This window comes from Microbulbifer maximicatervae (SeqCode) (genome assembly GCF_052468155.1).
Genome location: NZ_CP174335.1, coordinates 3,242,441 through 3,268,635 on the forward strand (window position 1 = coordinate 3,242,441; position 26,195 = coordinate 3,268,635).

The 26,195-nt window shown below is 52.6% G+C and carries 21 protein-coding genes; 16 read left to right on the forward strand and 5 right to left on the reverse strand.

Annotation, left to right across the window (positions count from 1 at the left end):
- Entirely contained in the window at positions 1-2,007 is a 2,007-nt protein-coding gene (locus ACJJIY_RS13995) for a transglycosylase SLT domain-containing protein (RefSeq protein ID WP_444897701.1), read from the reverse strand.
- Between the two features lie 156 nt (positions 2,008-2,163).
- Between ACJJIY_RS13995 and ACJJIY_RS14000 the strand changes: the two genes are divergently transcribed.
- Entirely contained in the window at positions 2,164-4,029 is a 1,866-nt protein-coding gene (locus tag ACJJIY_RS14000) for an ATP-binding cassette domain-containing protein (RefSeq protein ID WP_444897700.1), read from the forward strand.
- Between the two features lie 53 nt (positions 4,030-4,082).
- Here the strand turns inward: ACJJIY_RS14000 and ACJJIY_RS14005 are convergent, their stop codons facing one another.
- Positions 4,083-4,526: a universal stress protein gene (locus ACJJIY_RS14005; RefSeq protein WP_282932316.1), complete on the reverse strand. Its 444-nt coding sequence runs from the start codon at positions 4,524-4,526 to the stop codon at positions 4,083-4,085.
- Between the two features lie 145 nt (positions 4,527-4,671).
- Between ACJJIY_RS14005 and ACJJIY_RS14010 the strand changes: the two genes are divergently transcribed.
- The 4 genes from ACJJIY_RS14010 (at position 4,672) to ACJJIY_RS14025 (ending at position 9,195) form a co-directional block, all read left to right on the forward strand.
- Complete coding sequence (locus ACJJIY_RS14010; protein ID WP_282932317.1) at positions 4,672-5,202, forward strand: hypothetical protein; 531 nt, start codon at positions 4,672-4,674, stop codon at positions 5,200-5,202.
- A 207-nt stretch (positions 5,203-5,409) separates the two neighbouring features.
- A complete protein-coding gene (gene topA / locus ACJJIY_RS14015) occupies positions 5,410-8,097 on the forward strand; it encodes a type I DNA topoisomerase (RefSeq protein WP_282932318.1) in 2,688 nt (895 codons plus the stop codon).
- Between the two features lie 3 nt (positions 8,098-8,100).
- Positions 8,101-8,592: a DUF6586 family protein gene (locus ACJJIY_RS14020; RefSeq protein ID WP_444897699.1), complete on the forward strand. Its 492-nt coding sequence runs from the start codon at positions 8,101-8,103 to the stop codon at positions 8,590-8,592.
- A gap of 345 nt (positions 8,593-8,937) precedes the next feature.
- The gene (locus ACJJIY_RS14025) at positions 8,938-9,195 is read left to right on the forward strand and encodes a hypothetical protein (protein ID WP_282932320.1); all 258 of its coding nucleotides are present in this window, start codon (positions 8,938-8,940) and stop codon (positions 9,193-9,195) included.
- Positions 9,196-9,258: 63 nt separating this feature from the next.
- Here the strand turns inward: ACJJIY_RS14025 and lexA are convergent, their stop codons facing one another.
- Positions 9,259-9,864, reverse strand: coding sequence for a transcriptional repressor LexA (lexA, locus tag ACJJIY_RS14030; protein ID WP_282932321.1), 606 nt, complete (start codon positions 9,862-9,864; stop codon positions 9,259-9,261).
- 160 nt (positions 9,865-10,024) lie between these two features.
- Here lexA and ACJJIY_RS14035 point away from each other — a divergent pair, with 160 nt between their 5' ends.
- The 5 genes from ACJJIY_RS14035 (at position 10,025) to ACJJIY_RS14055 (ending at position 14,329) form a co-directional block, all read left to right on the forward strand.
- Complete coding sequence (locus ACJJIY_RS14035; protein ID WP_282932322.1) at positions 10,025-10,663, forward strand: LOG family protein; 639 nt, start codon at positions 10,025-10,027, stop codon at positions 10,661-10,663.
- Positions 10,664-10,946: 283 nt separating this feature from the next.
- On the forward strand, positions 10,947-11,576 hold the full coding sequence (locus ACJJIY_RS14040; RefSeq protein ID WP_282932323.1) for a TetR/AcrR family transcriptional regulator: 630 nt from the start codon (positions 10,947-10,949) through the stop codon (positions 11,574-11,576).
- A 33-nt stretch (positions 11,577-11,609) separates the two neighbouring features.
- A complete protein-coding gene (gene nagZ, locus ACJJIY_RS14045; RefSeq protein ID WP_444897698.1) occupies positions 11,610-12,626 on the forward strand; it encodes a beta-N-acetylhexosaminidase in 1,017 nt (338 codons plus the stop codon).
- Positions 12,627-12,707: 81 nt separating this feature from the next.
- The gene (locus ACJJIY_RS14050) at positions 12,708-13,814 is read left to right on the forward strand and encodes a mechanosensitive ion channel family protein (RefSeq protein ID WP_445358117.1); all 1,107 of its coding nucleotides are present in this window, start codon (positions 12,708-12,710) and stop codon (positions 13,812-13,814) included.
- Positions 13,815-14,113: 299 nt separating this feature from the next.
- Entirely contained in the window at positions 14,114-14,329 is a 216-nt protein-coding gene (locus ACJJIY_RS14055; protein WP_020413094.1) for a cold-shock protein, read from the forward strand.
- Positions 14,330-14,843: 514 nt separating this feature from the next.
- On the opposite strand, the gene ACJJIY_RS14060 is transcribed toward ACJJIY_RS14055, so the two are convergent.
- Together ACJJIY_RS14060 and mfd are read right to left on the reverse strand one after the other, a co-directional pair.
- Positions 14,844-15,839, reverse strand: coding sequence for a CsiV family protein (locus ACJJIY_RS14060; protein WP_445358118.1), 996 nt, complete (start codon positions 15,837-15,839; stop codon positions 14,844-14,846).
- 123 nt (positions 15,840-15,962) lie between these two features.
- Complete coding sequence (gene mfd / locus ACJJIY_RS14065) at positions 15,963-19,442, reverse strand: transcription-repair coupling factor (RefSeq protein WP_413662430.1); 3,480 nt, start codon at positions 19,440-19,442, stop codon at positions 15,963-15,965.
- A gap of 379 nt (positions 19,443-19,821) precedes the next feature.
- Between mfd and ACJJIY_RS14070 the strand changes: the two genes are divergently transcribed.
- From ACJJIY_RS14070 to nqrE, 6 genes are all read left to right on the forward strand, one after another.
- Positions 19,822-21,207 (forward strand): glyceraldehyde-3-phosphate dehydrogenase, encoded by a 1,386-nt coding sequence (locus ACJJIY_RS14070; protein ID WP_444908411.1) that lies wholly within the window; start codon positions 19,822-19,824, stop codon positions 21,205-21,207.
- Positions 21,208-21,580: 373 nt separating this feature from the next.
- Entirely contained in the window at positions 21,581-22,921 is a 1,341-nt protein-coding gene (locus tag ACJJIY_RS14075) for a Na(+)-translocating NADH-quinone reductase subunit A (protein ID WP_413662429.1), read from the forward strand.
- A gap of 2 nt (positions 22,922-22,923) precedes the next feature.
- Complete coding sequence (locus ACJJIY_RS14080) at positions 22,924-24,135, forward strand: NADH:ubiquinone reductase (Na(+)-transporting) subunit B (RefSeq protein WP_444917559.1); 1,212 nt, start codon at positions 22,924-22,926, stop codon at positions 24,133-24,135.
- A complete protein-coding gene (locus tag ACJJIY_RS14085) occupies positions 24,128-24,910 on the forward strand; it encodes a Na(+)-translocating NADH-quinone reductase subunit C (RefSeq protein ID WP_282932330.1) in 783 nt (260 codons plus the stop codon). Before ACJJIY_RS14080 ends, ACJJIY_RS14085 begins: the two co-directional genes overlap by 8 nt.
- A 2-nt stretch (positions 24,911-24,912) precedes the next feature.
- Positions 24,913-25,569: an NADH:ubiquinone reductase (Na(+)-transporting) subunit D gene (locus ACJJIY_RS14090; RefSeq protein ID WP_282932331.1), complete on the forward strand. Its 657-nt coding sequence runs from the start codon at positions 24,913-24,915 to the stop codon at positions 25,567-25,569.
- A gap of 51 nt (positions 25,570-25,620) precedes the next feature.
- Positions 25,621-26,181: an NADH:ubiquinone reductase (Na(+)-transporting) subunit E gene (gene nqrE / locus ACJJIY_RS14095; protein WP_370452159.1), complete on the forward strand. Its 561-nt coding sequence runs from the start codon at positions 25,621-25,623 to the stop codon at positions 26,179-26,181.
- Positions 26,182-26,195: the final 14 nt, after the last annotated feature.

The window sequence follows — 26,195 nt, forward strand, 5'->3', positions numbered from 1 at the left end:
TTACAGCCGGCTCGCAGCTTCACTCTCCCTTAATAGTTGCAGCTTGGTGCCGCTTCGGTAGGCGTAAATTACAGAATAGGCGAGTACATTTTGCACATAATTACGCGTTTCCCGGAATGGAATGGTTTCAATCCACACATCATAGGGCAGCTGTTTTCGGGTCTCTTTTAGCCATCCCGCTACGCGGGTTGGCCCGGCATTATAGGCGGCGGCTGCCAGAAAGCGGTTATTGTCAAAGCGGTTAAGTAAGCTACTTAAGTAAAAGCTGCCCAGCGCAATGTTAGTATTGGGGCTCAAAAGGTCCCAGCTGCGTCGATAGCGCACCCCCGCTCTGCGTGCAGTAGCTTTTGCCGTGGATGGGAGCAATTGCATAAGTCCCAGGGCCCCGGAGCTGGATTTTGCATCGTGGCTAAAGTGGCTCTCTTGTCGTGCCACAGCGTAAATCAGATATGGCTCTAGTGCCGAGCTCTGGGCACCAACCTGTTTGCTCACATCGTGAACAATATCGGAAAAAGCGAGTGGGAATCGCAGCTCCAAGTCGTCGAGGTAGTCAGCCGCAAGCACTGACTGGATTGATTTATGGTACCAACCCCAGGCGCTAGCTACTTTGCCGGCCGCAAGTAATTCCTGGTGGTCCATAGCTCTTGTGGCATAGCTCCATTCCCTTCGGGCATGGAAGAGTTCGCCTATCGCTTGTAATTCTCGGGCCCTCAGCAGTTCGGGGCGCTTTGCCATCTCCTGCACTTGAATGGGGGTGATTGGTGCCGGCCGGTGCTCAAAGCTGTACTGTTGCCCCAAGGTATCAGCGGCAAGGAAACCGTAGTAACTGCGATTGCGGGCGGCTTTGCGGTAAAGGTGGGAGGAAGCTTCGGAACTTCCTGTGCCATAAAGTTCTTCCAGTGAGCGGGCTTTCCAATATATCCACCGGTCGAGTTGTTGTTTCTCCTCTGGCAGGCGGTCAATCCAGAACGCGACCTGTTGCCAATTTAATTCACGTAGGGATTGTCTGGCTAGCCACTCGATGGTACGGCCATCGGTCACTGTGTGATGTTCAACCAGCTGTTGCAAGCGCTGCATATTATCCTGGCGAGCAAATTGACGCGCCAAGTGCTTGAACATGGCTTCTTGTTGGGCATCGGAAAACAAGTAGCTGGCCTGATAGCGGTGCCACGCAGTTTCAGCTTTGATCGCGTCTTTTTTCGCCAATTGGTGCAATCCGTGCAACACGATATCGCGATATTCCAGTGGGTTGTAGGCGAACTTGGTGTCAGTGAGAAGCTTCTGTGGGTTGCGATGGACCGAGCGTAAAAGTTTGGCTTTCTCTGCTTGTGCTGGCGTCATTTTTTTGGCGATATAACGTGCCAAATCGAGATTGCCTTCTTCGACTGCCAGCAGGTGCCGCTTCCAAGCGAGTTCCTGCGTCAAGCCGCCGTTTTTTATCCAGCGGGCAAAAACGGGGTCGCACTCCTCGACTTGGGACCGGCCAACAAGCCAGAGTTCTGATATCAACTGCTGTGTTTCTGCCTGATAGCCGTCTCGGCGCGATAGGGCATCGGCGTAATAGCAGCGGAGGGAGGTGCGACTGTGTTGCGAAGGTTGGTAATAGCGCAGGTAAGTCGAGAACTTTTTTTGACTACCGAGTTGGCGCAACAACCTGACCATCATCCAGTCGCCAATAGCCGTGCCTCTGTTGCTCTCCAGGAATTGATCAACTTCTTTTAAGGGCAGCTGGTGCAGTTTTTCACTGAGCGCCCAATAGTCAATATAAGCAGCGAGGGGATAATCTTTGAGCTCAGCTTTAAGTGCTCGAAGTTGCCGTCGATCCCTGTATTTTATCGCCTGCCGGGCCTGGCGCAGCTTTTCTCTCTGCGCCGCACGATTATCTTCGGATACTTCCGGTGCGATAGCGGTTGCCTGAACAGATTGTGCATTAGTGGGCACGGCTGTGCAGAGACAGGTGATGATTAGGGCAGAAAGAAGCGCGATTCCTTTTGCGTCAGCTGACATCTCAATTACCTCAGTTGGACGTGTGTTTCCAGCTATGACTGACTATACGGTAAAAACGCGTAAAATAGCTGATTTTTCACAGAACCCGAAAGAGCCGACTTCGCTTCTTTCATCAGCGGGATTGAGGTTCGGGTTTGATAATTGTAGTGCCTATTTATGTTGCTTCTATTGGATGGGGTCAGTCTTCGTTACGGGACCCAGGTACTGGCAGACAATGTCAGCGCAAAAGTTGAGCGTGGAGATCGTATATGCCTTGTGGGGCGTAATGGGGAGGGGAAATCCAGCCTGTTGCGCTTGATCGCGGGGCAAGTTGACGCGGATAGCGGCGAGATTGTTCGTGCCAGCGGTATGGTTCAAGCGGTTTTGGAGCAGGAGTTACCTGCCGATTGCCCCGATTCTGTCTACGGATATGTGGCTATGGGATTGGGCGAAATAGGCGCTGTTTTGTCGGCGTACAGGGACTCCCCCACAGCAGAGCTACAAGCCAAAATCGAAGCGGCTCACGGTTGGGAGCTGCTGCCGAAAGTGGACAGTGTATTAGATCGTTTGGGGCTCGATGCAGACGAAAAGGTTGCCGACCTTTCCGGTGGCTGGCAGCGCCGTGCTGCTCTGGCTCGCGCTTTGGTGGTGGAGCCTGATCTGCTGATACTGGATGAGCCAACCAACCACTTGGATATTGCTGCAGTCGAATGGCTTGAGAATTTCCTCGCCAGCTATCGTGGCGCTCTTTTGTTTGTGAGCCATGATCGTGCATTGGCACAACGTTTGGCCACCAGCGTATGGGATTTGGATCGTGGACACCTGCGGACATTTCGCTGCAAGTTCGACCGTTACCAGGAAGAAAAAGAGAAGCTTCTTGAAGAAGAGGCAAAAAATGAAGCTCTTTTCGACAAGAAGTTAGCACAGGAAGAGGCTTGGATTCGCCAGGGCATCAAGGCTCGCCGAACCCGTAATGAGGGGCGGGTTAGAGCGCTTCAAGCACTGCGTCGCCAAAGGGAAGCGCGCCGGTCCCAGCAGGGTATAGCCAAGATGGCCCTGGATAGCGGTGAGATGTCCGGCAAATTGGTCGCTGAGTTGAAGGGCGTCACTTTTGCTTACCCCGATGAGCAAGCGTTGATTAGGGATTTATCATTCACGCTGATGCGTGGAGACCGCGTTGGCCTAATAGGCCCCAATGGTGTCGGCAAAAGTACCCTGATCAAATTGCTGCTGGGAGAGCTAAAGTCCCAGGGGGGGAGTGTGCGCCTGGGTACCAAGCAGCAAGTGGCCTATTTCGATCAGCGCCGGGATCAGCTGAATCCCGATTTGACTGTGCTCGATAATGTTGCCGAAGGGCGCGACTCAGTGACTATTGGTGGTAAAAGCCGCCACGTAATGTCTTATTTGGCCGATTTTCTTTTTAGTGGTGTTAAAGCCCGTACTAAAGTCAGCGCCTTGAGTGGTGGAGAGCGAAATCGCGCCTTGCTGGCAAAATTGTTTAGCCAGCCCGCCAATATTTTGGTGCTCGACGAGCCCACCAATGACCTGGATGTAGAAACCCTGGAGCTGCTTGAACAGTTACTCCTGGACTTTGGCGGAACGGTTCTGCTGGTGAGCCATGACCGTGCTTTCCTGGATAATGTGGTGGGCTCATGCCTCGCATTTGAGGGGGATGGCCGCATCCGTGAATACGTGGGTGGTTATGGGGATTTTGTGCGCCAAGGTGGCAGCTTTGTCGCTGAGCTGAAAGAAGTTAAGCCAGCTGCTAGTAAACCAAAGGAAAAGCCTCAGTCCCAGGAGGCGGCTCCAGCGAAGAAAAAGAAACTGAGCTATAAGCTTCAAAGAGAGCTGGATAGCCTGCCCGCCTTGATTGAGTCTTTGGAAGAAGAGATAGGGGCTATTGAGCAAGAGGTTGCCGACCCCAGTTTTTATCAGCAGGAGCAGGCGTTGGTGCAGGCTAAGCTGAACACCCTGACGGAAAGACAAGCCCAGCTCGAAGAGGCATTTGAACGCTGGTCAGAGCTGGAGGGGGGAGACGACTAAGTTGAAGGGGAAGCTGCAATTATTGCTGCTTCCCCCTCCCCAATTTTGAACGATTATTCGTCTTCCATATGTACCCGAATCGCCAGAACATCGCATTTGGCACCATGGAGAACGCCGTTGGCGGTAGAGCCGAGTAGTAGTGCTAAGCCGTGACGACCGTGGCTGCCAATAATGATTAAGTCAGCTTCGATATCTTTGGCTAAGCGATGAATCTCAGTAGATGGCTGGCCGAGTATTACGTGCTGGCGATCTGCGGGGATATCCAGCCGATCGGCGGCTTTTTGCAATTGCTCCTTGGCCTGGGATTGTAGTTGGTCCTGTACCTCGGAGAGGTCCATTGGGATGTCGCCGCCATAGGCAAAAGTCAGGGGCTCAATGGCGTGAAGTAAGCTTAACTCTGCACCAAATGCTTCAGCCATATCAGCGGCCCTATCAAGCACCTGGGAAGACTCTTTTGACAGGTCCAAGCCCACGAGGATGTGTCGGTATTTCGCCATAATTTACCTGCTCCTATCCCTTTTATTGACTGTGAAAAACACCCTTGTGACACCTATTTTGAGTCTACCGCAAAAAAAACCGATTGACATAGATCACGCGGAACACCGCACAATAGTCACTTTTTTCCACTGATGAGGAGTGGTTATGTCTGATTGGTTGCCGGTGATTATCGTCGGATTTGCCATCGCTTTGGTGCTGGGGCCGGTGATGTGGCTAAAGCCCAATGCCCGTGACAGCCGTCTTGCAGATTTGCGTAGCCGGGCGGCCCAGGCTGGCATTACCGTACAAATCCAAGCGCTGCCTGCGGCGTTGGGTGATGGGACTGCAGCTGTCTATTATCACCGCTGGCAGAACCGTAAAGGCCTGAGTGTGGGGTGGGTTTTGGATAAACAACGGATTGAGCACGAGCTGAATTTTTCCGGTGTTTGGGATTGGGCTGATGGCCAGCCAGCTCCGCAAGGGGCATGGAAATATTTGCGCGAGCTACTGGAAAAAATCCCTCGGGACGCCTGTGCGATTACTGCAACACCAGTGGGTCTCGGTATTCAGTGGCCGGAGTCAGGAGGCAATCAAGCCTTCCAGAAACTAATGGCGTCGCTCGATGAGTACACCCCCTTAATAGAAGAAGCTATTCGAAAAGTGAGTTCGCGCGCGGCGACTGAGGGGCTGTCTTGATTGCCGTAATAGCGGTGTAAAAGAGCGTCTACTGAGTCGCATTTAGGCGGACTGCCCAGTGCCAATTTTGGTGACTGTGAGTGGAAAATTGTCAGCTTTGCTTGACCGCGCTTGAAGTGAGGCTTATATATTCGCGCAGCACAAGCCCGATAAGAGGGCTTGAAAGACTTGCAATAGCAGTAAATTTTCATTTGAAATCAAAGGCTTATGGGTAAATCACTGGTCATCGTCGAATCACCGGCCAAAGCGAAAACCATCAATAAATATCTCGGCAAGGACTTTGTTGTGAAGTCCAGTGTCGGCCATATTCGCGATTTGCCCACAGGTGGGGGCAATAAACAGCCGGTTGACGCAAAGGAGCGCGCCCGTCGTGCAGCGGAAACACGCAAGCTTTCCCCCGAGGCGAAAGAGGCTTACAAGCGGAAGAAAAACCGCGATCAGCTGATTAAGCGTATGGGGATCGACCCAGATCACGAGTGGCAAGCCCACTACGAGATACTGCCGGGTAAAGAGAAAGTGGTGAGTGAGTTACAAAAACTCGCCGAAGGCGCCGATCATATCTATCTCGCAACGGACTTGGATCGCGAGGGAGAGGCAATTGCCTGGCATTTGCGTGAAGCAATTGGTGGCGATAACGATCGCTACCGCCGGGTAGTGTTTAATGAAATTACCAAGTCTGCGATTCAGGAGGCCTTTAAAGATCCCGGCCGTCTGAATATTAATCGGGTAAACGCCCAGCAAGCACGCCGTTTCCTCGATCGAATCGTTGGCTATATGGTATCCCCTCTACTGTGGGAAAAAGTGGCCAGAGGCTTGTCTGCGGGGCGTGTGCAATCTGTTGCGGTCCGCCTCGTAGTTGAGCGGGAGCGGGAGATTCGCGCGTTTATCCCGGAAGAGTACTGGACTCTGTTTGCCGATACGGCGACGGCAAAGGCTTCCAAGCTGCGCCTCGAGGTGAAAAAGCAGGCTGGTGAGGCTTTCCGTCCTACCAACGAAGAGCTGGCAATGAGTGCTGCCAAACAGCTTCAGTCCAGTGAGTTTGTTGTTTCCGCCCGTGACGATAAGCCAACCAGCTCCAAGCCCAGCGCACCATTTATTACTTCCACCTTGCAGCAGGCGGCCAGTAACCGCCTTGGCTTCAGTGTGAAGAAGACCATGACCCTGGCCCAGCGCTTGTATGAAGCCGGTCATATCACCTACATGCGTACAGATTCCACCAATCTCAGTAAAGAGGCTGTGGAATCTGCACGGGATTATATTGCCGAGAATTACGGCGATAAGTATCTTCCAGAAAGCCCCAATAGCTACAGCAGTAAAGAGGGCGCTCAAGAGGCGCACGAAGCGATTCGCCCATCCGATGTTCGTATCGCCCCAAATATGTTGTCCGGTGTTGAGCGGGATGCGGAGAGGTTATACAACCTGATTTGGCAGCAGTTCGTGGCCTGCCAGATGACGCCTGCCCAATTTACCTCCTCTTCAATCGTGGTCAGCGCAGGTGACTTTGAATTGCGTGCGCGGGGTCGAGTAATTCGTTTCGATGGTTTCCTGAAAGTTGCGCCACCGAGCGGCAAAAAAGATGAAGATCTGGTGCTTCCAGATGTGAAGGTAGGCGAAAAGCTATCCCTGCAACAGCTGGATCCCAAGCAGCACTTTACCAAGCCGCCTGCGCGGTTTAGTGAAGCGGCCCTGGTTAAGGAACTGGAGAAGCGCGGTATCGGACGCCCCTCCACCTATGCTTCCATTATTTCCACGATCCAGGATCGTGGTTATGTCCGCCTGGAAAACCGTCGTTTTTACGCTGAGAAAATGGGGGATATTGTTACCGACCGTCTCAGCGAAAGTTTCAAGAACCTGATGGACTACGGATTTACCGCAAACCTGGAGGAATCCCTGGATGCGGTTGCCGACGGCGATAAGGGTTGGAAGCAACTGCTCGATGAGTTTTATCAGGACTTTTCCGGGCGCCTGGAAAAAGCCCAGTCTGCCGATGCAGGTATGCGTCGCAATACGCCGACAGACACTGATATCGAGTGCACCAAATGTGGCCGCCATATGCAGATCCGCACTGGCTCCACCGGTGTATTCTTAGGGTGCTCTGGATACGCACTGCCGCCAAAAGAGCGTTGTACCAATACCATGAACCTGGTTTCTGGTGATGAGGCGGTCGATGCGGATAAGGACGAGGAAGCTGAATCCAGGTTGCTGCGGGAGAAGCGCCGCTGCGGCAAGTGCGGCACGGCTATGGATAGCTACCTGTTAGATGAGCAGCGTAAATTGCATATTTGTGGCAATAACCCGGATTGCAATGGCTACGAGATTGAGCAGGGCACTTTTAAAATCAAAGGCTATGACGGCCCCATTATTGAGTGCGATAAGTGTGGCAGTGATATGCAGTTGAAGTCTGGTCGCTTTGGCAAGTACTTCGGCTGTACCAATGAAGACTGTAAAAACACCCGCAAGCTGCTGAAAAATGGGCAGCCGGCGCCGCCGAAAATGGACCCGGTTCCCATGCCGGAATTGGCCTGTATCAAAGTTGAGGATCACTATATCCTGCGCGATGGTGCCTCGGGTCTATTCCTGGCTGCCAGCCAGTTCCCGAAAAACCGTGAGACCCGTGCGCCCCTGGTTAAAGAGCTGCTGCCTCACCAGAGTGAGATCGATCCAAAATACAGCTTCCTATTCTCTGCACCGACGCAAGATGACAGTGGGCGGGATACCGTAGTTCGATTTAGCCGCAAAACCCAGGAGCAATATGTTCAATCTGAGGAAGAGGGCAAGGCGACCGGCTGGCGTGCTTTTTATCGCGATGGCGGTTGGAAAGTAGAGGCCTCCACCAAGAGCACTGCCGCCAAGCGCAAGAAACCCGCAGCTAAAAAGACAGCGGCAAAGAAGTAGGTAATGAGTAACTCTTACACGATTCATGTCACTTCGGCTCTGCGCAAGAGCCAGCTGTTGCTGCAACAGCCGTGGGACTTGCCTCTCCAGCGCGATGCGCTGGAAGAGGCAGCGTTGATGCAGTTGTACAAGGCCTATCGGGCATTTCTGGCAGAGCAGGCCGCCCAGCTTCAGCTGGGATTTGAACCGGAGTCTCCGCAGTTGATCATTGATGCGCTGGGCGTTCAGGGTAGGGCCAGCGCGGAGGCCAATGAGCTGTCCGGCTTGGTCGGCGACCCGGAAAGCTGGTTGTCCCATATGCTTTACGCCTGGAAAGAACAGCAGAAAATATCTGTGGATGCCGATGAGAAACAGCAACAGGTTAATTTAATCCCGCTACACAACGAAGTTGCCAAGCCTGAGTTTGCACCCTTGTCCAAAGAGTTGTTGCTTCAGTGGCATCGCTCACTGAATGAATTGGTGGTGAGGCAGCGCGCTCACTTGGATGAGTGTTAACTAATACGCTTACTCGATCTCGGTGAACTTCTGAATAGGTTCGTAATATTCCTGCGAATTTTGAAGGTTGTTGATATTAGGTGCACCTCTGTGGGAAAGTCCGCTGTCCTTTGAGTGAGTTACAATAGAGTAGTTGTGGCCCACTCGACATAACCCCCAACCGGCGCAACGTGCAAAGCAATTCACTCTTCTCTTGTGATCTCTTGAGTGGTTTAGGTAATTCCTTGATATAGCGTACTGGTTATAGAAAGTCAGGAGTCAGAAGCCCTTAAACTGGATGAATGAAACTTATCGCAAGCCTGTGGTACACTGGGCGCAAACTGTTGTGCCGTGAAGGAAAAGCGAATGTCCTCCGAAACTTTTGAAATAATCGAGCTGGCTAATGGCGATGTAGCTTTGCGTCGTGCTGGCCATAAAGAGGACCCTTTGGTAAGCATTTCTTTTTCTGCGGAAAGCCTTCAGTTTCTGCGCAAGAACAAGGTTGCTGTGGCAAGGGCTATGTTGGAAGCGGGTATTGAAGCCGTACAAAATCTAGACGATCTTGAGGCTGGTTACTTCGAGGAAGAAGATGATTTAATGCCGGTAAATCATACTATTCACTAACATCAGCGTTAGTTCGAGTCTTAATAACAGCGGCCAATGGCCGCTGTTGTCGTTTTTAGGGGCTTAAGGCGTTTGGCGAATGACCCCTACGGCTAATCCCTCAATCACAAAGTTCTTATCTCTCATATCGACTTGAATTAACTCAAAGTCATTATTTTCAGGTAGCAACTGAACGGTTGCCTGATTTCCCTTGCGGCGAAAGCGTTTCACTGTGACTTCGTCATCGATACGGGCAACGACGATTTGGCCATTGCGCACTTGCTCGGTCTTTTGTACTGCCAGCAAGTCTCCATCGAGAATGCCCGCATCTCGCATACTCATACCATGCACCCTCAACAAATAATCTGCGGGGGGATGGAAGAAGCTCGCGGGCAAGTCGCAGTAATCTTCAATATGTTCACTGGCGAGTATGGGATTCCCCGCAGCTACTCTACCCACAATCGGCAAGCCGGATTGGTGATCCGGAATTCGAATGCCTCGGGAAGCGCCGGCAACCATCTCAATGGCGCCTTTTCTGGCGAGCGCTTTCAGGTGTTCCTCGGCGGCATTGGGTGAGCGGAAGCCGAGCTCCTGGGCAATTTCTGCCCGCGTTGGCGGGTAGCCTGTTTCATCCAGGTAGGACTTGATCAGGTCGAGAACCTGGGACTGACGAGCGGTGAGATTGGTCATAGATTTACCTAGTTTTCTGTATTTATATACAGTTGCTGGAATTATATACAGATTTATTGTTCGCGCAATCCTCAGGTTTTAGTCTTTGTGAGCTGCTACATTGATGGAGAAAGCAAGGAGAGAAGAAAGCGTTGAAGGAACTGACAAAGAGGGAAAAATAATGTTGGATGCAAAAATGCCGGAAGCCTGGAGAGTGCTTCGTATTCAGTCTGAATTGGTAGATGGGATAGAGCGGCTGATAGCGTTAGGTGGTGCAGTGACAGTGTTTGGAGGGGCGAGATTTACAGAGGACAGTCCTGAATATCAGCAGGGGGTAAAGTTGGGAGAGTTGCTCGCGGCTGAAGGGATCCCCGTGATTACCGGTGGTGGGCCGGGGCTGATGGAGGCTTGTAACCGAGGGGCTTTCGGGCAGCCCGGCGCATCAATTGGGTTAAACATAGAGCTGCCTTTTGAGCAGGCGGCAAATCCATATCAGGACATTAGTTTGAACTTCCGATACTTTTTTGTACGGAAATTTATGTTTGTAAAACACGCACTTGGATTCGTTGGACTTCCCGGTGGCTACGGCACGTTGGATGAGCTGTTTGAAGCTCTTACCTTGGTGCAAACGCAGAAAGTGCGACGTTTCCCAATTGTGTTGGTAGGTAAGCGTTACTGGAGTGGGCTGTACGATTGGTTGGTAGATACAGTGTTAGAGCGCGATTGTATCGATGCCAGTGATCTCGACCTTTTTCATATCGTTGATAGTGTGGAGGAGGCTGCGGCCCTGATTATGAAATATATGCAGGTGAAAGAATAATTATTCGGATGATCTTAAAATACCGAAAAAATTTTCAAAGTTATTTTTGTTAAAGCTGTCCCCGGACTAAAAGGCTATACCGGCTGGTGGGGTGGCGTACTTGCATAAGTTGGCGGGAAATCAACTCCAGCAGTATTGATCTTGCCGCCTGACATACTTTTCCCTGTTATTTTTACTCTTGCACCTTGCTGAGTGGAGGGCTTAGCTGGCGGGCTCTAGATCAGTGAGAATGTGCTACTCTGGCGTCGATTAAACGTATGTTTTAAATGGTGGTTTGATACTTATGAGCCAGATAGATACGGTCAGCCGGATACTCGATGCAGCGGAAGTGCTGTTTGCTGAACGGGGTTTTCCTGAAACCTCATTGAGAACAATTACGAGCACGGCCGGGGTTAATCTGGCGGCAGTTAACTACCATTTCGGCTCCAAGAAAGAATTGATACAGGCGGTATTTGAACGCTTTTTAACGCCTTTCACTAACGCTCTGGAAGAAGAGCTTGATCGCCGTATTGCCCTGGGGCAGCCCCTGGGGGTGGAGGAGCTGATCGAATGCCTGTATCGAGTTGGGTTGGGAAGCCTTGGGCTGGAGGGAAAGGATCCACAGCGATTTATGCGTCTTTTAGGATTGGCTTATACCCAGTTCCAGGGGCATTTGCGTCGATTTATCGTATCTCGATACGGGGATACTTACCGCCGTTTTGCCGGACTGCTGGCTGAAGCGCTACCGGGCTTGGACCCAGAAACTTTCTATTGGCGCCTCTACTTTATGCTGGGAGCGACCATTTTCACACTGTCGAGCCACGATGCGATTGAGGCTATCCTGCGGGAGGATTTCGGTTCTGACAGTACCCTGACCCAGACTCTTGAGCGATTGGTACCCGCTGCTTCGGCCATGTTGAAGGTAGATAATTAGTGGGCGCACTCTTAAATCGATAAGGAACTTAATATGTCTTTACCACCCGGACCGGTCATGGTGGATATCGAGGGGCTTGAACTCACCGAGGAAGACTGTGAGTTGCTTCGGCATCCGATGGTGGGCGGGCTGATCTTTTTTGCGAGAAACTATCGGGATCGCCAGCAGCTTATCCAATTGGTTAACTCCATTCGTGCGGTGCGACCAGAGATCCTGCTAGCGGTAGATCAGGAGGGTGGCAGGGTTCAGCGGTTTCGCGATGACTTTACGCGAATACCTTCAATGCAGGCCCTCAGCGCTGTCGCCAGTAACGAGCAATTGCAGGATGTGGGGTGGCTGCTGGCCGCAGAGTTGCTGGCTGTAGGCGTGGATTTTAGCTTTGCGCCGGTTTTGGATGCGGATGACAGTCACAGCAGGGTGATCGGCGATCGGAGTTTTTGTCCCGACCCCGCCCAGTTAACCGCACTGGCTCGCCCCTTTATCCAAGGAATGCGCGAAGCGGGAATGGCCACGACAGGCAAGCATTTTCCGGGGCATGGCCACGTGCTGGAAGACAGTCATGTGGAGTTGCCAGAGGATAAGCGCTCGTTGGATCAGGTCTTGGCAACCGATGCACTTCCGTTTATCGATTGTATTGGAACCCAGGAACTTACTGCGGTGATGCCGGCCCATATCCGCTTCATCAACATTGATAGCCAGCCGGTGGGATTCTCCCGCTATTGGCTACAGGATGTATTGCGGCGACAGCTGGGATTCAATGGAGTGATTTTTAGTGATGATCTGTCTATGGAAGGGGCGGGTGCGGCCGGAGGCTATGGCGATAGGATTCGCGCAGCCCTGGAAGCCGGTTGTGATATGGGTATCGTATGCAACAATCGTGTCGGCGCTTTTGAGGCGCTGGCGGCACTGGATACCTTTGTGCCTAAGCCGGAGTCCACTCATCGGCTGTCGGCCATGGGTGGCAGGCCGGTGATCGGCTCCTGGGAGGAGCTTGAGAAGAGTGCGCGTTGGCACAGAACCAGGGAGTGGTTAGCTTCCATAATGCGCTGAGATAAGTTGTTGAGATCCGTCGTCTATTGAGAAGGCGTTGTACGGATATTACTGATTGTTGGTTAAAGCGGAGGGGTTCGAGTGGAGTCCGTTGAGAGCGTGCTGTTGTCCTGGCTTGGTGAGAACCGGATCTGGATAGTTTCTGTTTTCCTCATAGTACTTGCGTCTGGGGTGTTGGCCTGGTTATTTGGCCGGTTTGTGCAGCGCATGGCCATTAAGGCGGAAAAGACGGTTAATCCCTGGGATGATGCTTTGGTTGGGGCACTCTCCCCTCCCGGGCAGGTACTGGTATGGCTGCTGGGCTTGACTGTCGCTGCCCAGCGAGCGGGGGACGCCACTGGAGCCGAGATATTCTCCCTGGCTGCACCGACGCGGGAAATAGGCTTGATCCTGGTGATGGCCTGGTTTGCCTGGCGATTCTCACACAGCGTGGAACACAATCTGTGCGATCCGCGCTATATGGGCAAGCCGATGGATGCCACTACGGTACGTGCGATCGGCAAACTGGTCAGGGCCTCAATCGTGATCACGGCGGGAATTGTGGTCATGCAGTTCCTGGGTTACAGCGTCAGCGGTGTTTTGGCATTTGGTGGTATTGGCGGACTGGCTGTCGGTTTTGCGGCCAAGGACCTGCTGGCAAACTTTTTCGGTGGCCTGATGATCTATCTGGATCGGCCCTTTGCGGTGGGCGACTGGATTCGCTCCCCCGATAAGGAGATTGAGGGGACCGTGGAAGATATCGGTTGGCGCCTGACCAGAATCCGCACTTTTGATATGCGACCCGTCTATGTTCCCAATGGTATCTTCACCCAGATTGCGGTAGAAAATCCTTCCCGTATGTTAAATCGTAGGATTTTTGAAACGATTGGTATTCGTTATGAAGATGCCCACCATATGGCGGCCATCGTGGCGGATGTTAAAAATATGTTACAGGAACATCCGGAAATTGATTCTAATCGTACGCTTATTGTTAATTTTAATAGTTTTGCTTCCTCCTCTTTGGATTTCTTTATATATACGTTTACCCGCACTACCGATTGGGTTCGTTATCATGAAGTAAAACAGGATGTTCTATTAACGATTCTTAAAATAATTGAGGGATATGGGGCATCCTGTGCATTCCCAACCTCAACATTACATATTGCCGATATACCTTCATTAACGCGAGAGGCCGCGTTAGACAGTTGAGGAATGGGAGTGCAATAAGGTACAAATGATTAGTTTCTAATTGAGCACTATTGAAGATTTTGACGGTTAATTACGCATATTGGGAAAAACGTAGTATTTATTTCACATAGAAAACTAGACACTGGCGCTGTTTTATCTAAGAATCAGGGTACGTCCTTTGAGTATATGCTCATCGGATTAAGCAAGATAGCATTCTGCATGGAGCAGTTTGTTAACAATGGGGTGGCGTTTGCCCCTCTTGCCGAATTGAGCAGTGAGGTAAAAGAGGTAGGCGCAATAACAATAATGAGGTTTTCTCAATGAGTGATCGCGTTACAGGTACAGTGAAGTGGTTTAATAACGCACGGGGTTATGGCTTCATCACCTGTGGAGAAGGAACTGAAGATATTTTCGTTCACTATCGCAGCATTCGCGGCGAGGGCTACAAAACCCTTAATGAGGGGCAGGCGGTAGAGTTCGAAATGCAACAAGGTGACAAAGGACTGCTGGCGGAAGATGTTGTTCCCTGTGAGTGATTTATAGATCACTCGTTGAAAGAACTGTTGTCGTGTAGGGTCCTGCGGCTCGATTGACGCCGGCCCTGTCAGCGCCTCTGAAAAGCGGATCTTTATGATCCGCTTTTTTGTTTGCTACTTTGCAGTGGATATAGGCTTTTCTTCTTTAAGTTGCATTTGTGTCCCTCTTTGTAGATTTGGTCATATCCCACCCCACCTAAAGTCCCCAATGTAATTGTGTGTATATGAGTGAGTTTATTGTGCTCAATACCGCTGTGCTAATTATTATTTTAATACTTCCGGAATATTGGCCCACTGATTGCAATTTTATGTTGTTGTGGGGTGGCGGTATTTGCTTGTTTGCTGGCAGTATTTTGATTAAAGATAAATTGATTAAATATCGGCTGGGTGGGGTGTGCTTGCAGTGATGGTGAAATTAATTCGTTTGAGGTGAAGAGTTTTAAAGGTATATTTAAAATAATCGCCCCTGCAAGATTTGCAGGGGCGATTGGCGAAAGTCGATTATTTAAATAAATTAACTTTCTGTGCGGTTATCTTTTTCTTGGTCGGAATTAAGTATATTCATATTTTGCGAGTCTTCTTTGGGTTTGGCTACAGTGCGCACTTCAATAAGAATGCCAAATGCAGGGTGGTCGATATAATGAAGTTGTCCGCTACGCAAACGTCTCTCGTGTTGCAGTCTTGCAGCATGGGCTACATATAATGGCTCTTCTTTTATAAATTCCGGCTCGCCCAGTGTGAGTGGCTGAGTTGTGTTAATTGCGCCCTGACTATTTTCGATATCAAACCCGTTATTTTGTGAATATGAATTTTCAATATCACTGTAATTGCCGGTTAGGATTTGTAGTGGCTTTTCGATTTTATTTTGTGGGCGCTGAGGAAGAAGAATGCTGTGTTCCCCGGGTTGCGTATAAAAATCGCTGAGCCACAAATTAGTACTGATATGTAAATAGCGAGCGACACTCAGGGTGATAGATCCCTCAAGCTGGCTGTGGCCGCTGAGCTGGCTGCCGCCATCAATCAGAATGGCCGGGGAGTTTCTCTTGGTTTTTAAAACCTGGCGCCAGGCCTTGTGAAACAGGACCCTGTCACCAGCCCTGGAAATTGCGGCGGCTTTGTTGTCCAGCAGCCTGGGTACTGGTCTTAGCAGCAAGTTTCTTGGTGCTTGCTCAGAGTTCTGCAAACTAGTAGATGCGTCGCCCTCAAGTTCCGATGATTCAATATCGGCTGGGCCGCTCGTATCTGGGCTCGAGATGATGTCTTCAAGCGATAACACCTCATCCTCTGTTGGCTGAGTTGGGGTGCGCAGGGTGTCAAAGTCGATCCACTTTGATGGATACTGAAGACGGGGTGCCGTCGGCCAGGTCTCTGCGGTTCTTTCCATCCCCTGGGGGCGCTCGAATACGATCATTTCTATTTCGAAAGTATTGCCAGCGTAGTTGACGGCCTGGGCACTGGTTGCTGCCAGCGTGAGCGCCAGGGTTGAGCAGAGGCTAATTATCCTTTTCATGGGTTTACCACTTAAACAATTCTATTTGGGTGCAGAGGGTGTCATTGCCGACAGGCCGTTTAAGCGGGAGTAGGAGACTCATTAGTTTTGCCGCCAGCTCCCGCTGCTGCCTGCCGGATGGTATCACTGTGCAAGCTTTTCCAGAACTTCGTTAATTTCCTGGAGCTTGCGATCAGTACCCTCCTCATCGAGACTGAAATTCAGTTGGTTTGCGCCGGCCAGCTGGTAGCGTCCCGGCTGGGTTTGCACCATCTTAACCAAAGTGAGCGGATCTACACGGGTATTCTCCGCAAATTCGATACGCCCTCTTGCCGCAGAGGCCTCAAGTTTGCGGATGCCCATATTCTCGGCCTTTAACTTGATCTCCGTGGTGCGGAACAAGTGTTTTACCGATTCCGGCAGTAGCCCGAAACGGTCGATCATCTCTACCTGAAGTTCTTTCAGTTGCTGCCCGTCAGTGGCATTGGCAATGCGTTTGTACATGATCAGTCGGCCGTGGACATCGGGCAGGTAGTCCTCGGGAATCAGCGCAGCAACCCGCAGATTGACGTCCACCGCAGGGGATTCGAGGGGTTCGTCAATATTCGGTGTGCGGCCCTCGCGAATGGCCTTCACTGCCTTGTCGAGCATCTCCATATACAAGTTGAAACCGACACTCTGAATCTGCCCGCTTTGTTCCTCACCTAGCAGTTCGCCTGCACCGCGAATTTCCAGGTCGTGGGTAGCCAGGGTAAAGCCTGCACCTAAATCCTGGGCCTCGCTAATCGCTTCCAGGCGCTTCACGGCGTCATTGGTCATGGAGCGTTTGTTGGGAGTCAGTAGGTAGGCGTAGGCCTGGTGGTGCGAGCGTCCCACGCGACCGCGCAACTGGTGAAGCTGGGCCAGGCCGAACTTGTCTGCGCGCTCGATCAGTATCGTGTTGGCTGTGGGGACGTCGATACCGGTTTCGATAATGGTGGTACAGACCAGGACATTAAAGCGCTTGTGATAGAAGTCACTCATTACCTGTTCCAGCTCCCGTTCGCGCATCTGGCCGTGGCCTATGCCGATACGGGCCTCGGGAATCATCTCCTGTAGCTCCCGCGCGATTCGCTCAATGCTTTTGACTTCGTTGTGCAGGAAATACACCTGACCGCCGCGCAATATCTCCCGCAGGATAGCCTCTTTTACCAGGGCATCATCGCGCTCGCGCACGAAGGTTTTCACGGAGAGACGCCGTGCTGGTGGGGTGGCGATCACCGATAGATCGCGAATACCGGCCATGGCCATATTCAGGGTGCGGGGAATAGGGGTGGCGGTAAGGTTGAGGATATCCACCTCGGAGCGCAGGCTCTTCAGACGCTCCTTCTGCCGGACGCCAAAGCGGTGCTCTTCGTCGATAATCAGCAGGCCGAGATTTTTAAAGTCCAGATCGCTTTGCAACAGCTTGTGGGTGCCAACCAGGATGTCCACCTTGCCACTGGCAACCTTCTCTTTCACGCTGTCCACTTCCTTGCCGGACCGGAAGCGGGAGATCACCTCGATATTGATCGGCCAATCGGCAAAGCGATCCTGGAAGGATTGATAGTGTTGCTGGGCCAACAGGGTGGTGGGAACCAGCATGGCCACTTGCATACCTGCGTGGGCCGAGACAAATGCAGCTCGCATGGCCACTTCTGTCTTACCGAATCCCACGTCACCGCAAACCAGTCGGTCCATCGGCTTATCTGAGAGCATATCCCCCAGAACTGCCTCGATGGCTTGTTGTTGATCTGGAGTTTCCTCGAAGGGGAAACCTGCGGAAAATTCTCGGTAGGCCAATTGAGGGTTATCGAAGGCATGGCCAATACGGGCTTCGCGGCGGGCGTAGATATCCAGCAGCTCTGCAGCTGCATCGCGGACTTTCTCGGCGGCTTTGCGTTTGGCTTTTTGCCACTGTTCACTGCCCATTCTGTGCAGTGGGGCCAGGGCTTCATCGGCACCGGAGTAGCGGCTGATCAAGTGCAGGCTGGCTACCGGTACGTAGAGCTTGGCATCGTCGGCATATTCAAGGGTCAGGAATTCTGCCGGTTGCCCGTCGATCTCCAGGTGCTGTAGGCCGCGATAACGACCTACGCCGTGATCAATGTGAACGACGGGAGTGCCCATGCGCAGTTCAGCCAGGTTTTTAACCGCGTTGTCCGCTTCATCTTTGGCTTTTTTACGGCGGCGTTGCTGCAGTACCCGCTCACCAAATAACTGCGGTTCCGCGATCAAGTTGATTTGCGGGTCCTTAAGCAGCAGCCCTTGATCGATGGGGGCTACGGTAATGCCGATAGTGTCCTTTGCGGCGAGGAAGTCCTGCCAACTTTGGAAGCTGGGAGGGCTGAGCCGTATGCCCTTTAATAGCTCCAGCAGCGCTTCGCGACGCCCGCTACTTTCAGCACAAAATAGCACCCGACCGGAGTATTCCATCAGGTAGCTTTCCAGTGCAGCCAGGGGTTGTTCGGACTTGCCATCTACTGGCAGTGAGGGGGGGACGGAAGTGTCAAAACTACAGTTGCCCTGGGCTTCCGGAAGACTCTCCGCAGAGAAGATTGCCCGGGGCATGGACTTCAGGGCACCGTTAAGCTCATCAATTTCCAGTAAAATCTGGCGCGGTGGCAATATGGGGCGGGTCAGGTCGCCGCGACGACTTTCATAGCGATTGCTGACTTCGCGCCAGAAATTGTCCAGCGGCTGTTGGATATCTCCCTGTAAAAATGCCTGGCTGCCCTCGGGCAGATAGTCGAACAGGCTTGAGCAGTTCCCATCGAAGAACAGGGGCAGGTAGTACTCAATGCCCGCCGGGGCAATTCCTGCACTGATATCCTGGTAAATTGGCACTTGGCTGGGGTCGCTATCGAATTCACCGTGCCAATTTTGCAGGAATCCTGATAGGGCAGCCTTGTGCAAAGGGAATTCCCGCGCAGGTAAAAGGTGAATGGTTTTCACCTTGTCGATGGTGCGTTGGGTTTCCGGGTCAAAGGTGCGCAGGGATTCAATTTCATCGTCGAACAGATCGATGCGGTAGGGCAGGGGGCTGCCCATTGGAAAAATATCCATCAGTGAGCCGCGCACAGCGAATTCACCGTGTTCGTAGACGGTGTCTACGCAGTGGTAGCCGGCCTGCTCCAGCAGTCTCCGCTGGATATCGATATCAAACTGCTGCCCCTCCTCCAATATCAGCGCATTGCCGGCAATATAATTGCAGGGTGGTAGCCGGTGCATCAGGGTGCTAACTGGGATTATGACGATCCCGCCCCCCATTTTCGGCAGCTGGTAGAGGGTGGCGAGGCGATCCGAGATGATGTCCTGGTGGGGAGAGAATGTGTCGTAGGGGAGAATTTCCCAGTCGGGAAAATGGAAAATTTCCAGCTCCCCGTTTTCCCCCTTATCTCGCCGCGCTTTGTTAAAAAATTTCAATTGCACCTCTAAACGGTGCGCTTCGAGACTGTCCTTTGTGATTAACAGGGTGGGCGCTTTGTTATTGCGTGCCGCGTTGAGGATGGCGAGCGCGGCAGCTGCGCCATGCAGTTGTCCCCAAAATTGTCGGTCACTGGAGGAGCGAAACTTCGGTGGGGTCAGGGGCTGTATTTCTGTCATCTTTCCTTATATATCCGCGCATTCATTCGAGATGTCTTCGAGGTCGGCTATTGTAGCCGCGAACAGTTTTACTTGCAGGGAATGTTAACCCTGCCTGTGTTTCCAGTCGGGAACAACTACGCTTTTTTATGGATTGCGCAATGTCGCTCGGGTGGACTACAAAAAGGTAGTTTTACTACATTTTTTTGGCTCTTTTTTGCTCAGTTGCGCAGTGTAAAGCGAACACTATAATGCGCAGCCATGCGGTCCTGAGTGGTTTCAAGGCCGTATTTCTTGCCTACTAAATACATTGCAGAGGTGTCCGATAGTGACTCAGAAGCGACCGAAGCCCGCGGACTTTTTCAAGGACTGGAAACAGCGTGAAGCACTGGCTGAATCCATGATTCCGATGATTGGAAAGCTCAACCGTGAGAGCAACGTCGGTATTTATATGTACGGCCGCAACCTGGTTAATCGCTCAGTGCTGAGCATTATGAAAGCGCACCGTTTCGTGCGTCAGGTTGAGGAAAATGAACTCTCCGAGTTTGAAACCTTCCCTGTATTGGAAGCCATCTGCAAGATGGAGCTGGGTCCCGTACATATCGACCTGGGAACCATGACCAACAAGTACATGCGCGACGATCGCGGCTTGTCTGTGGACGAGTTTGTACGTGAAGAGCTGTCCGACGCAGCGGGTGCCGGCAAGCCTCTGCCCGAATCCAAAGATGTTGTGATCTACGGTTTTGGTCGTATCGGCCGTCTGGTTGCCCGCCTGCTGATCGACAAGGCTGGTAGTGGTGATGTTCTGCGTCTGCGCGCTATCGTATTGCGCAAGGGCAAGGCCCCCAACGATTTGGTGAAGCGCGCTTCTCTGCTGCGTCGCGACTCCGTACATGGCGCCTTCCAGGGCACTATCCGTGTGGACGAGGAGACCAACTCCCTGATCTGTAACGGTAACGAAATCAAGATCATCTACGCCAACTCCCCTCAGGAAGTGGATTACACCCAGCACGGTATCGACGATGCGATTATCGTTGACAGCACCGGTGTATGGCGTGATGAAGAAGGTCTGAGCCAGCACCTGCAGAGCCCAGGCGCTTCCAAGGTGCTGCTGACTGCACCGGGCAAGGGCGATATCAAGAATATCGTTTACGGTATCAACAGCAGCGACATCAAGCCGGAAGACAAGGTACTGTCCGCCGCTTCCTGTACCACTAACGCCATCGTGCCTGTCCTGAAAGCGATGATGGATGGCTACGGCGTTGAGCACGGCCACGTAGAAACCGTACACGCCTACACCAACGACCAGAACCTGATCGACAACTACCACAAAGGCGAGCGTCGCGGTCGCGCAGCAGCGCTGAATATGGTTCTGACTGAAACCGGTGCTGCCAAGGCGGTTGCCAAAGCGCTGCCCGAGCTGAAAGGTAAGCTCACCGGCAACGCAATTCGTGTTCCAACCCCGAATGTTTCCATGGCGATCCTGAACCTGAACCTGGGTAAAGAGACCACCAAGGAAGAGTTGAACGAATACATGCGCGATGTGGCACTGCACTCGCCGCTGCGTCAGCAAATCGATTTCACCAACTCCCCGGAAGTGGTGTCCAGCGATTTTGTTGGCTCTCGCGTTGCCTGCGTATTCGATTCTACTGCGACTATCGTAGATGGTAAGAACGCTGTGCTCTACTGCTGGTACGACAACGAGTTCGGCTATAGCTGTCAGGTGGTTCGCTGCCTGGAAGATATGGCTGGCGTTCGTTACAAGCAGTTCCCTAAAGAGGACTAAGGCGTCACGCCTCCTTGCCGCAGTCGGTACCCAGAGCCAACTGCGGCGTTTTGGCGGCTCTCCTGGCCGCCGCACCTCACCTCCCCAAATCCCTGTTTTTTCAGCAGAAATTTCCAAAGTTAGTGCCACTTAACGACTTTCCAGGCTGGTAAAGATCCTGGCCCGTCTTTATAATGCGCGCGATTTTGCGGGGCGGCCGTGCGCCGAGAAGTTAGCGCGCACAACCATTTAGTCAGCTTCCTTCCTCCCGGTCCACGGGTGATACGGCATAAGCCCTCGCAGCACGGAATTCCACAATAGGACCCGTCATCCCAGGCATGGGACGGTGGGTCCTATTGCAATTTTTTTAAACTAGAAACTTAGGCATAGGCGTATGAGAAAGATCCGTCGGGGATTGGACTTACCCATATCCGGCGCGCCCGAGCAGGTCATTCAAAAAGGACCTGCGATCAAGACCGTTGCTGTTCTCGGCCCCGATTATCACGGGATGAAGCCGACAATGGCAGTGGCTGTAGGGGATCGCGTCAATCTTGGTCAGCTGTTGTTTAGCGACAAAAAAACTGAAGGCGTGCGCTACACAGCGCCTGCTGCCGGTCGTGTTGTTGCGATTAACCGTGGCGCTCGTCGTGTTCTGCAATCCGTCGTGATTGGCATAGACGGCGATGCAGCGGAACAGTTCCAAAGCTACAGCGCGGATAAACTGTCTGGTCTGACTCGCGAACAGGTCGTTGAAAACCTGGTTGAGTCCGGCATGTGGACGGCACTGCGCACCCGCCCGTTTAGCCGCGTTCCCGCCCTGGATGCTGAGCCGGTAGCGGTGTTTATCAATGCGATGGACACCAACCCTCTGGCAGCCAATCCAGAAGTTGTGATTGCTGAGAATCCCAAAGCCTTCTCCCAGGGCGTTGAGATTCTTTCCAAGCTGGCAGAAACCACTTACGTCTGTACTGCTCCGGATGCGGATATTCCAGTACCGAGCGCAGCGAATATTCGCCGCGAAACCTTTGCCGGCCCCCATCCGGCAGGCTTGTCCGGTACCCACATCCACTACCTGAAGCCAGTTTCTGGCAACCGCAGTGTATTTACCATTAATTACCAGGATGTGATCGCCGTAGGCAAACTGTTTACCACCGGTAAGCTGTTTACCGATCGCGTCGTTTCCCTGGCAGGCCCTCAGGTCAAGCAGCCGCGTCTGCTGCGCACTCGTCTCGGTGCCAGCCTTGAAACCCTGACTTCTGACGAGCTGAAAGGCGATAACGATCGCATCATCTCCGGCTCTGTATTCGGTGGTCGCACCGCTGCTGGCCCGATGGCTTACCTGGGTCGCTACCACAACCAGATTTCTGTACTGGAAGAGGGCGATGAGCGTCCGTTCCTGCACTATCTGCGTGCGGGTAATAAACGTTTCTCTGTATTCCCGATTTATCTGTCGCGCCTGGTGAAGAACAAGCTGTTCAACTTCACCACCAGCACCAACGGTTCTGAGCGTGCCATGGTACCGGTCGGTAGTTATGAGAAAGTCATGCCGCTGGATGTACTGCCCACTCAGTTGCTGCGCTCCCTGATCGTTGGCGATACTGCAATGGCGCAGAAGCTGGGCGCACTGGAGCTGGACGAAGAAGATCTGGCGTTGTGCACCTTTGTGTGTCCGGGCAAGTACGAGTACGGCCCCATTTTGCGGGACAACCTGACCCGTATTGAGAAGGAGGGGTAAGTATGTTGCGTAAATTCCTCGATTCGATCGAACCCAAGTTTCACAAAGGCGGTAAGTTCGAAAAGTTCTACGCCCTGTTTGAAGCGATTGACACCGGTCTGTTCCAGCCGGCAGACAAGACCAAAACCACTGCTCACGTGCGCGACGGTATCGACCTGAAGCGTATTATGATCACCGTTTGGGCTTGTGCCATGATCCCGGCGTTCTACGGTATGTGGAATATCGGTTTCCAGTCCAACACCATTCTGGAAGGTATGACCAACCCGGATCTGTCCGGCTGGCGTCACGCCATTATCGGCGCTCTGACTTCCTACAACCCAGCTAGCCTGTGGGACAACTTTGTCTACGGCGCTATGTACTTCCTGCCTATTTATGCGGTCACTTTTATTGTGGGCGGTATCTGGGAAGTCCTGTTTGCTGCGGTGCGCGGTCACGAAGTCAACGAAGGCTTCTTTGTAACCTCCATCCTGTTCGCCTTGACCTGTCCGCCGGATCTGCCTCTGTGGATGGTGGCTATGGGCATCAGCTTCGGTGTGGTTATCGGTAAAGAAGTATTCGGTGGTACCGGCAAGAACTTCCTAAACCCGGCACTTACCGGCCGCGCCTTCGTATTCTTTGCCTACCCGGCAGCGATGTCCGGCGATGCGGTTTGGACTGCGGTTGACGGTTACACCGGTGCTACCGCGCTGTCTGTTATGGCAAGCGAAGGCATCCAGAACGGTATCGTCAATGCTGCTGTTGGCCAGGTAACCTGGTTCGACGCCTTCTTCGGCCAGATCCATGGCTCCATTGGTGAAACCTCTACCCTGGCTATCCTGATTGCCGGCGTAATCCTGATGGGCATGAAGATCGCCAGCTGGCGCATCGTAGCTGGCACCCTGCTGGGTATGATGGCCACTGCTTTCATGTTCAATATGATCGGCTCCGAGACCAACCCGATGTTCCAGGTTCCCTGGTACTGGCACCTGGTAGTGGGCGGTTTTGCCTTCGGTCTGATCTTTATGACTACGGACCCTGTATCCGCTGCGATGACCAACACCGGTCGCTGGTGGTACGGCATCCTGATCGGGGTGATGGTTGTCCTGATTCGTGTGGTGAACCCGGCCTTCCCGGAAGGCATGATGCTGGCGATTCTGTTCGCCAACCTGTTCGCTCCGCTGTTTGACCACTTTGTGGTGCAGTCCAATATCAAACGGAGGTTGGCACGTGGCTAATAAAGATTCCGTAACCGGTACTCTGATTGTCGCGCTGGTAATGTGCCTGGTGTGCTCCGTAGTGGTATCCACCGCTGCGGTAATGCTGAAGCCTGCCCAGCAGGCGAATGCCGAGCTGGACATGAAGCGCAACGTACTGATGGCTGGCGGCCTGTTGAAAGACTCTCACGCTGATAAAGCGGAAGTCGAAAAGGCCTTCGCCGACGTAAAAATCAAATACGTCGACCTGAATACCGGTAAGTTTACCGATCAGGCTCCGGCTGGTGGCAGTGGTCGCGCTGCTGCCAAGATCCCGTCTGACAGTGAAAAACTGCCGGCTGACGAGGACACTGCCAAAATTATCCGCCGGGAAAATACCAAAGAGGTATACCTGGTAGAGAAAGACGGCAAGCTGGACAAGATCATTCTGCCGATTCGCGGTTATGGCCTGTGGGGCACCCTGTACGGCTTCCTCGCTCTGGAGAGCAACCTCGACACCGTAGCGGGCCTCGGCTTCTACGAGCACAAGGAAACTCCGGGACTGGGTGGTGAAGTTGACAACCCCAACTGGAAAGCCCAGTGGATTGGTAAGAAAGTCTTCAACAACCAGGGCGACGTGGATATCGCAGTGATCAAGGGTCAGGTTAACCCCAACAGCCCAGACGCGATTCACGAAGTAGATGGTCTGTCTGGTGCAACTCTGACCAGTAAGGGCGTTAGCAACCTGGTGAACTTCTGGTTGGGTAACCAGGGTTATGGTCCCTTCCTGAAAAACCTGAAAGCAGGGGAGGCATAAGCATGAAAATTAAAGATACTCTGCTAGAGCCGATTTTTAACAACAACCCGATCGCGCTGCAGATCCTGGGTATCTGTTCTGCACTGGCTGTTACCAGCTCGCTGCAGGTTACCCTGGTAATGTGTATCGCACTGACCTCGGTTGTGGCCTGTTCCAACGTTGCGGTATCCCTGATCCGTAAACAGATCCCGAACAGCATCCGTATCATTGTACAGATGACCGTGATTGCCTCTTTGGTAATCCTGGTAGACCAGCTGATCAAGGCCCTGGCTTACGACATCTCCAAGCAGCTGTCTGTATTCGTTGGTCTGATCATTACCAACTGTATCGTAATGGGCCGTGCGGAAGCCTTCGCTATGAAGAACCCGCCGCTGCCCAGCTTCTTCGACGGTCTTGGTAACGGTCTGGGATACAGTGTGATCCTGATCGGTCTCGCGGTGGTTCGTGAACTCTTCGGCGCCGGCAAACTGTTCGGTGTAGATATCCTGACTACCGTGAGCAACGGCGGTTGGTATATCCCCAACGGCCTGCTGCTGTTGCCGCCGAGTGCATTCTTCCTGATCGGCCTGTTCATCTGGGCAATCCGTGCCTGGAAACCGGCACAGGTGGAAGAAGATGAGTTCAAGATTGCGCCTAATTCCCAAGCGCAGGAGGCCTAATCCGTGGAACATTATATTTCTTTGATTATCCGCGCCGTTTTCGTTGAAAACATGGCGCTGGCCTTCTTCCTCGGTATGTGTACCTTCCTGGCGGTATCGAAGAAGATCGAGGCCGCTATTGGCCTGGGTGTTGCGGTTATCGTGGTGCTGACTCTGACAGTACCAGTGAACAACCTGATCTACACCTACCTGCTGAAAGACGGTGCACTGGCCTGGGCCGGTTACCCCGACGTGGACCTGAGCTTCCTCGGCCTGTTGTCCTACATCGGTGTAATTGCGGCACTGGTACAGATCCTGGAGATGTTCCTGGATAAATATGTACCGGCTCTCTACAACGCGCTGGGTGTATTCCTGCCGCTGATTACCGTGAACTGCGCCATCATGGGTGCTTCCTTGTTCATGGTTGAGCGCGAGTACGCGTTTGGCGAGAGTGTTGCCTATGGCTTCGGTGCCGGCCTCGGCTGGGCACTGGCGATTACCGCTCTGGCCGGTATTCGTGAAAAGCTGAAGTACAGTGACGTTCCGGATGGCCTGAAAGGTCTGGGTATCACCTTCGTAACTGTTGGTCTGATGTCCCTGGGCTTCATGTCCTTCGGCGGCATCGATATCTAAGCGGGGAAAACAAT

Excerpts from the sequence above, each read along its gene's own strand:
- ACJJIY_RS14035 (WP_282932322.1), top strand. The coding sequence starts at position 10,025 with ATGTTGGATGCAAAAATGCCGGAAGCCTGGAGAGTGCTTCGTATTCAG.
- ACJJIY_RS14070 (WP_444908411.1), top strand. The coding sequence starts at position 19,822 with ATGATTCCGATGATTGGAAAGCTCAACCGTGAGAGCAACGTCGGTATT.
- ACJJIY_RS14005 (WP_282932316.1), bottom strand. The coding sequence starts at position 4,526 with ATGGCGAAATACCGACACATCCTCGTGGGCTTGGACCTGTCAAAAGAG.
- ACJJIY_RS14055 (WP_020413094.1), top strand. The coding sequence starts at position 14,114 with ATGAGTGATCGCGTTACAGGTACAGTGAAGTGGTTTAATAACGCACGG.
- ACJJIY_RS14075 (WP_413662429.1), top strand. The coding sequence starts at position 21,581 with ATGAGAAAGATCCGTCGGGGATTGGACTTACCCATATCCGGCGCGCCC.
- lexA (WP_282932321.1), bottom strand. The coding sequence starts at position 9,864 with ATGACCAATCTCACCGCTCGTCAGTCCCAGGTTCTCGACCTGATCAAG.
- ACJJIY_RS14090 (WP_282932331.1), top strand. The coding sequence starts at position 24,913 with ATGAAAATTAAAGATACTCTGCTAGAGCCGATTTTTAACAACAACCCG.
- ACJJIY_RS13995 (WP_444897701.1), bottom strand. The coding sequence starts at position 2,007 with ATGTCAGCTGACGCAAAAGGAATCGCGCTTCTTTCTGCCCTAATCATC.
- ACJJIY_RS14060 (WP_445358118.1), bottom strand. The coding sequence starts at position 15,839 with ATGAAAAGGATAATTAGCCTCTGCTCAACCCTGGCGCTCACGCTGGCA.
- mfd (WP_413662430.1), bottom strand. The coding sequence starts at position 19,442 with ATGACAGAAATACAGCCCCTGACCCCACCGAAGTTTCGCTCCTCCAGT.
- ACJJIY_RS14040 (WP_282932323.1), top strand. The coding sequence starts at position 10,947 with ATGAGCCAGATAGATACGGTCAGCCGGATACTCGATGCAGCGGAAGTG.
- topA (WP_282932318.1), top strand. The coding sequence starts at position 5,410 with ATGGGTAAATCACTGGTCATCGTCGAATCACCGGCCAAAGCGAAAACC.
- ACJJIY_RS14020 (WP_444897699.1), top strand. The coding sequence starts at position 8,101 with ATGAGTAACTCTTACACGATTCATGTCACTTCGGCTCTGCGCAAGAGC.
- ACJJIY_RS14010 (WP_282932317.1), top strand. The coding sequence starts at position 4,672 with ATGTCTGATTGGTTGCCGGTGATTATCGTCGGATTTGCCATCGCTTTG.
- ACJJIY_RS14000 (WP_444897700.1), top strand. The coding sequence starts at position 2,164 with ATGTTGCTTCTATTGGATGGGGTCAGTCTTCGTTACGGGACCCAGGTA.
- nagZ (WP_444897698.1), top strand. The coding sequence starts at position 11,610 with ATGTCTTTACCACCCGGACCGGTCATGGTGGATATCGAGGGGCTTGAA.
- nqrE (WP_370452159.1), top strand. The coding sequence starts at position 25,621 with ATGGCGCTGGCCTTCTTCCTCGGTATGTGTACCTTCCTGGCGGTATCG.
- ACJJIY_RS14025 (WP_282932320.1), top strand. The coding sequence starts at position 8,938 with ATGTCCTCCGAAACTTTTGAAATAATCGAGCTGGCTAATGGCGATGTA.
- ACJJIY_RS14080 (WP_444917559.1), top strand. The coding sequence starts at position 22,924 with ATGTTGCGTAAATTCCTCGATTCGATCGAACCCAAGTTTCACAAAGGC.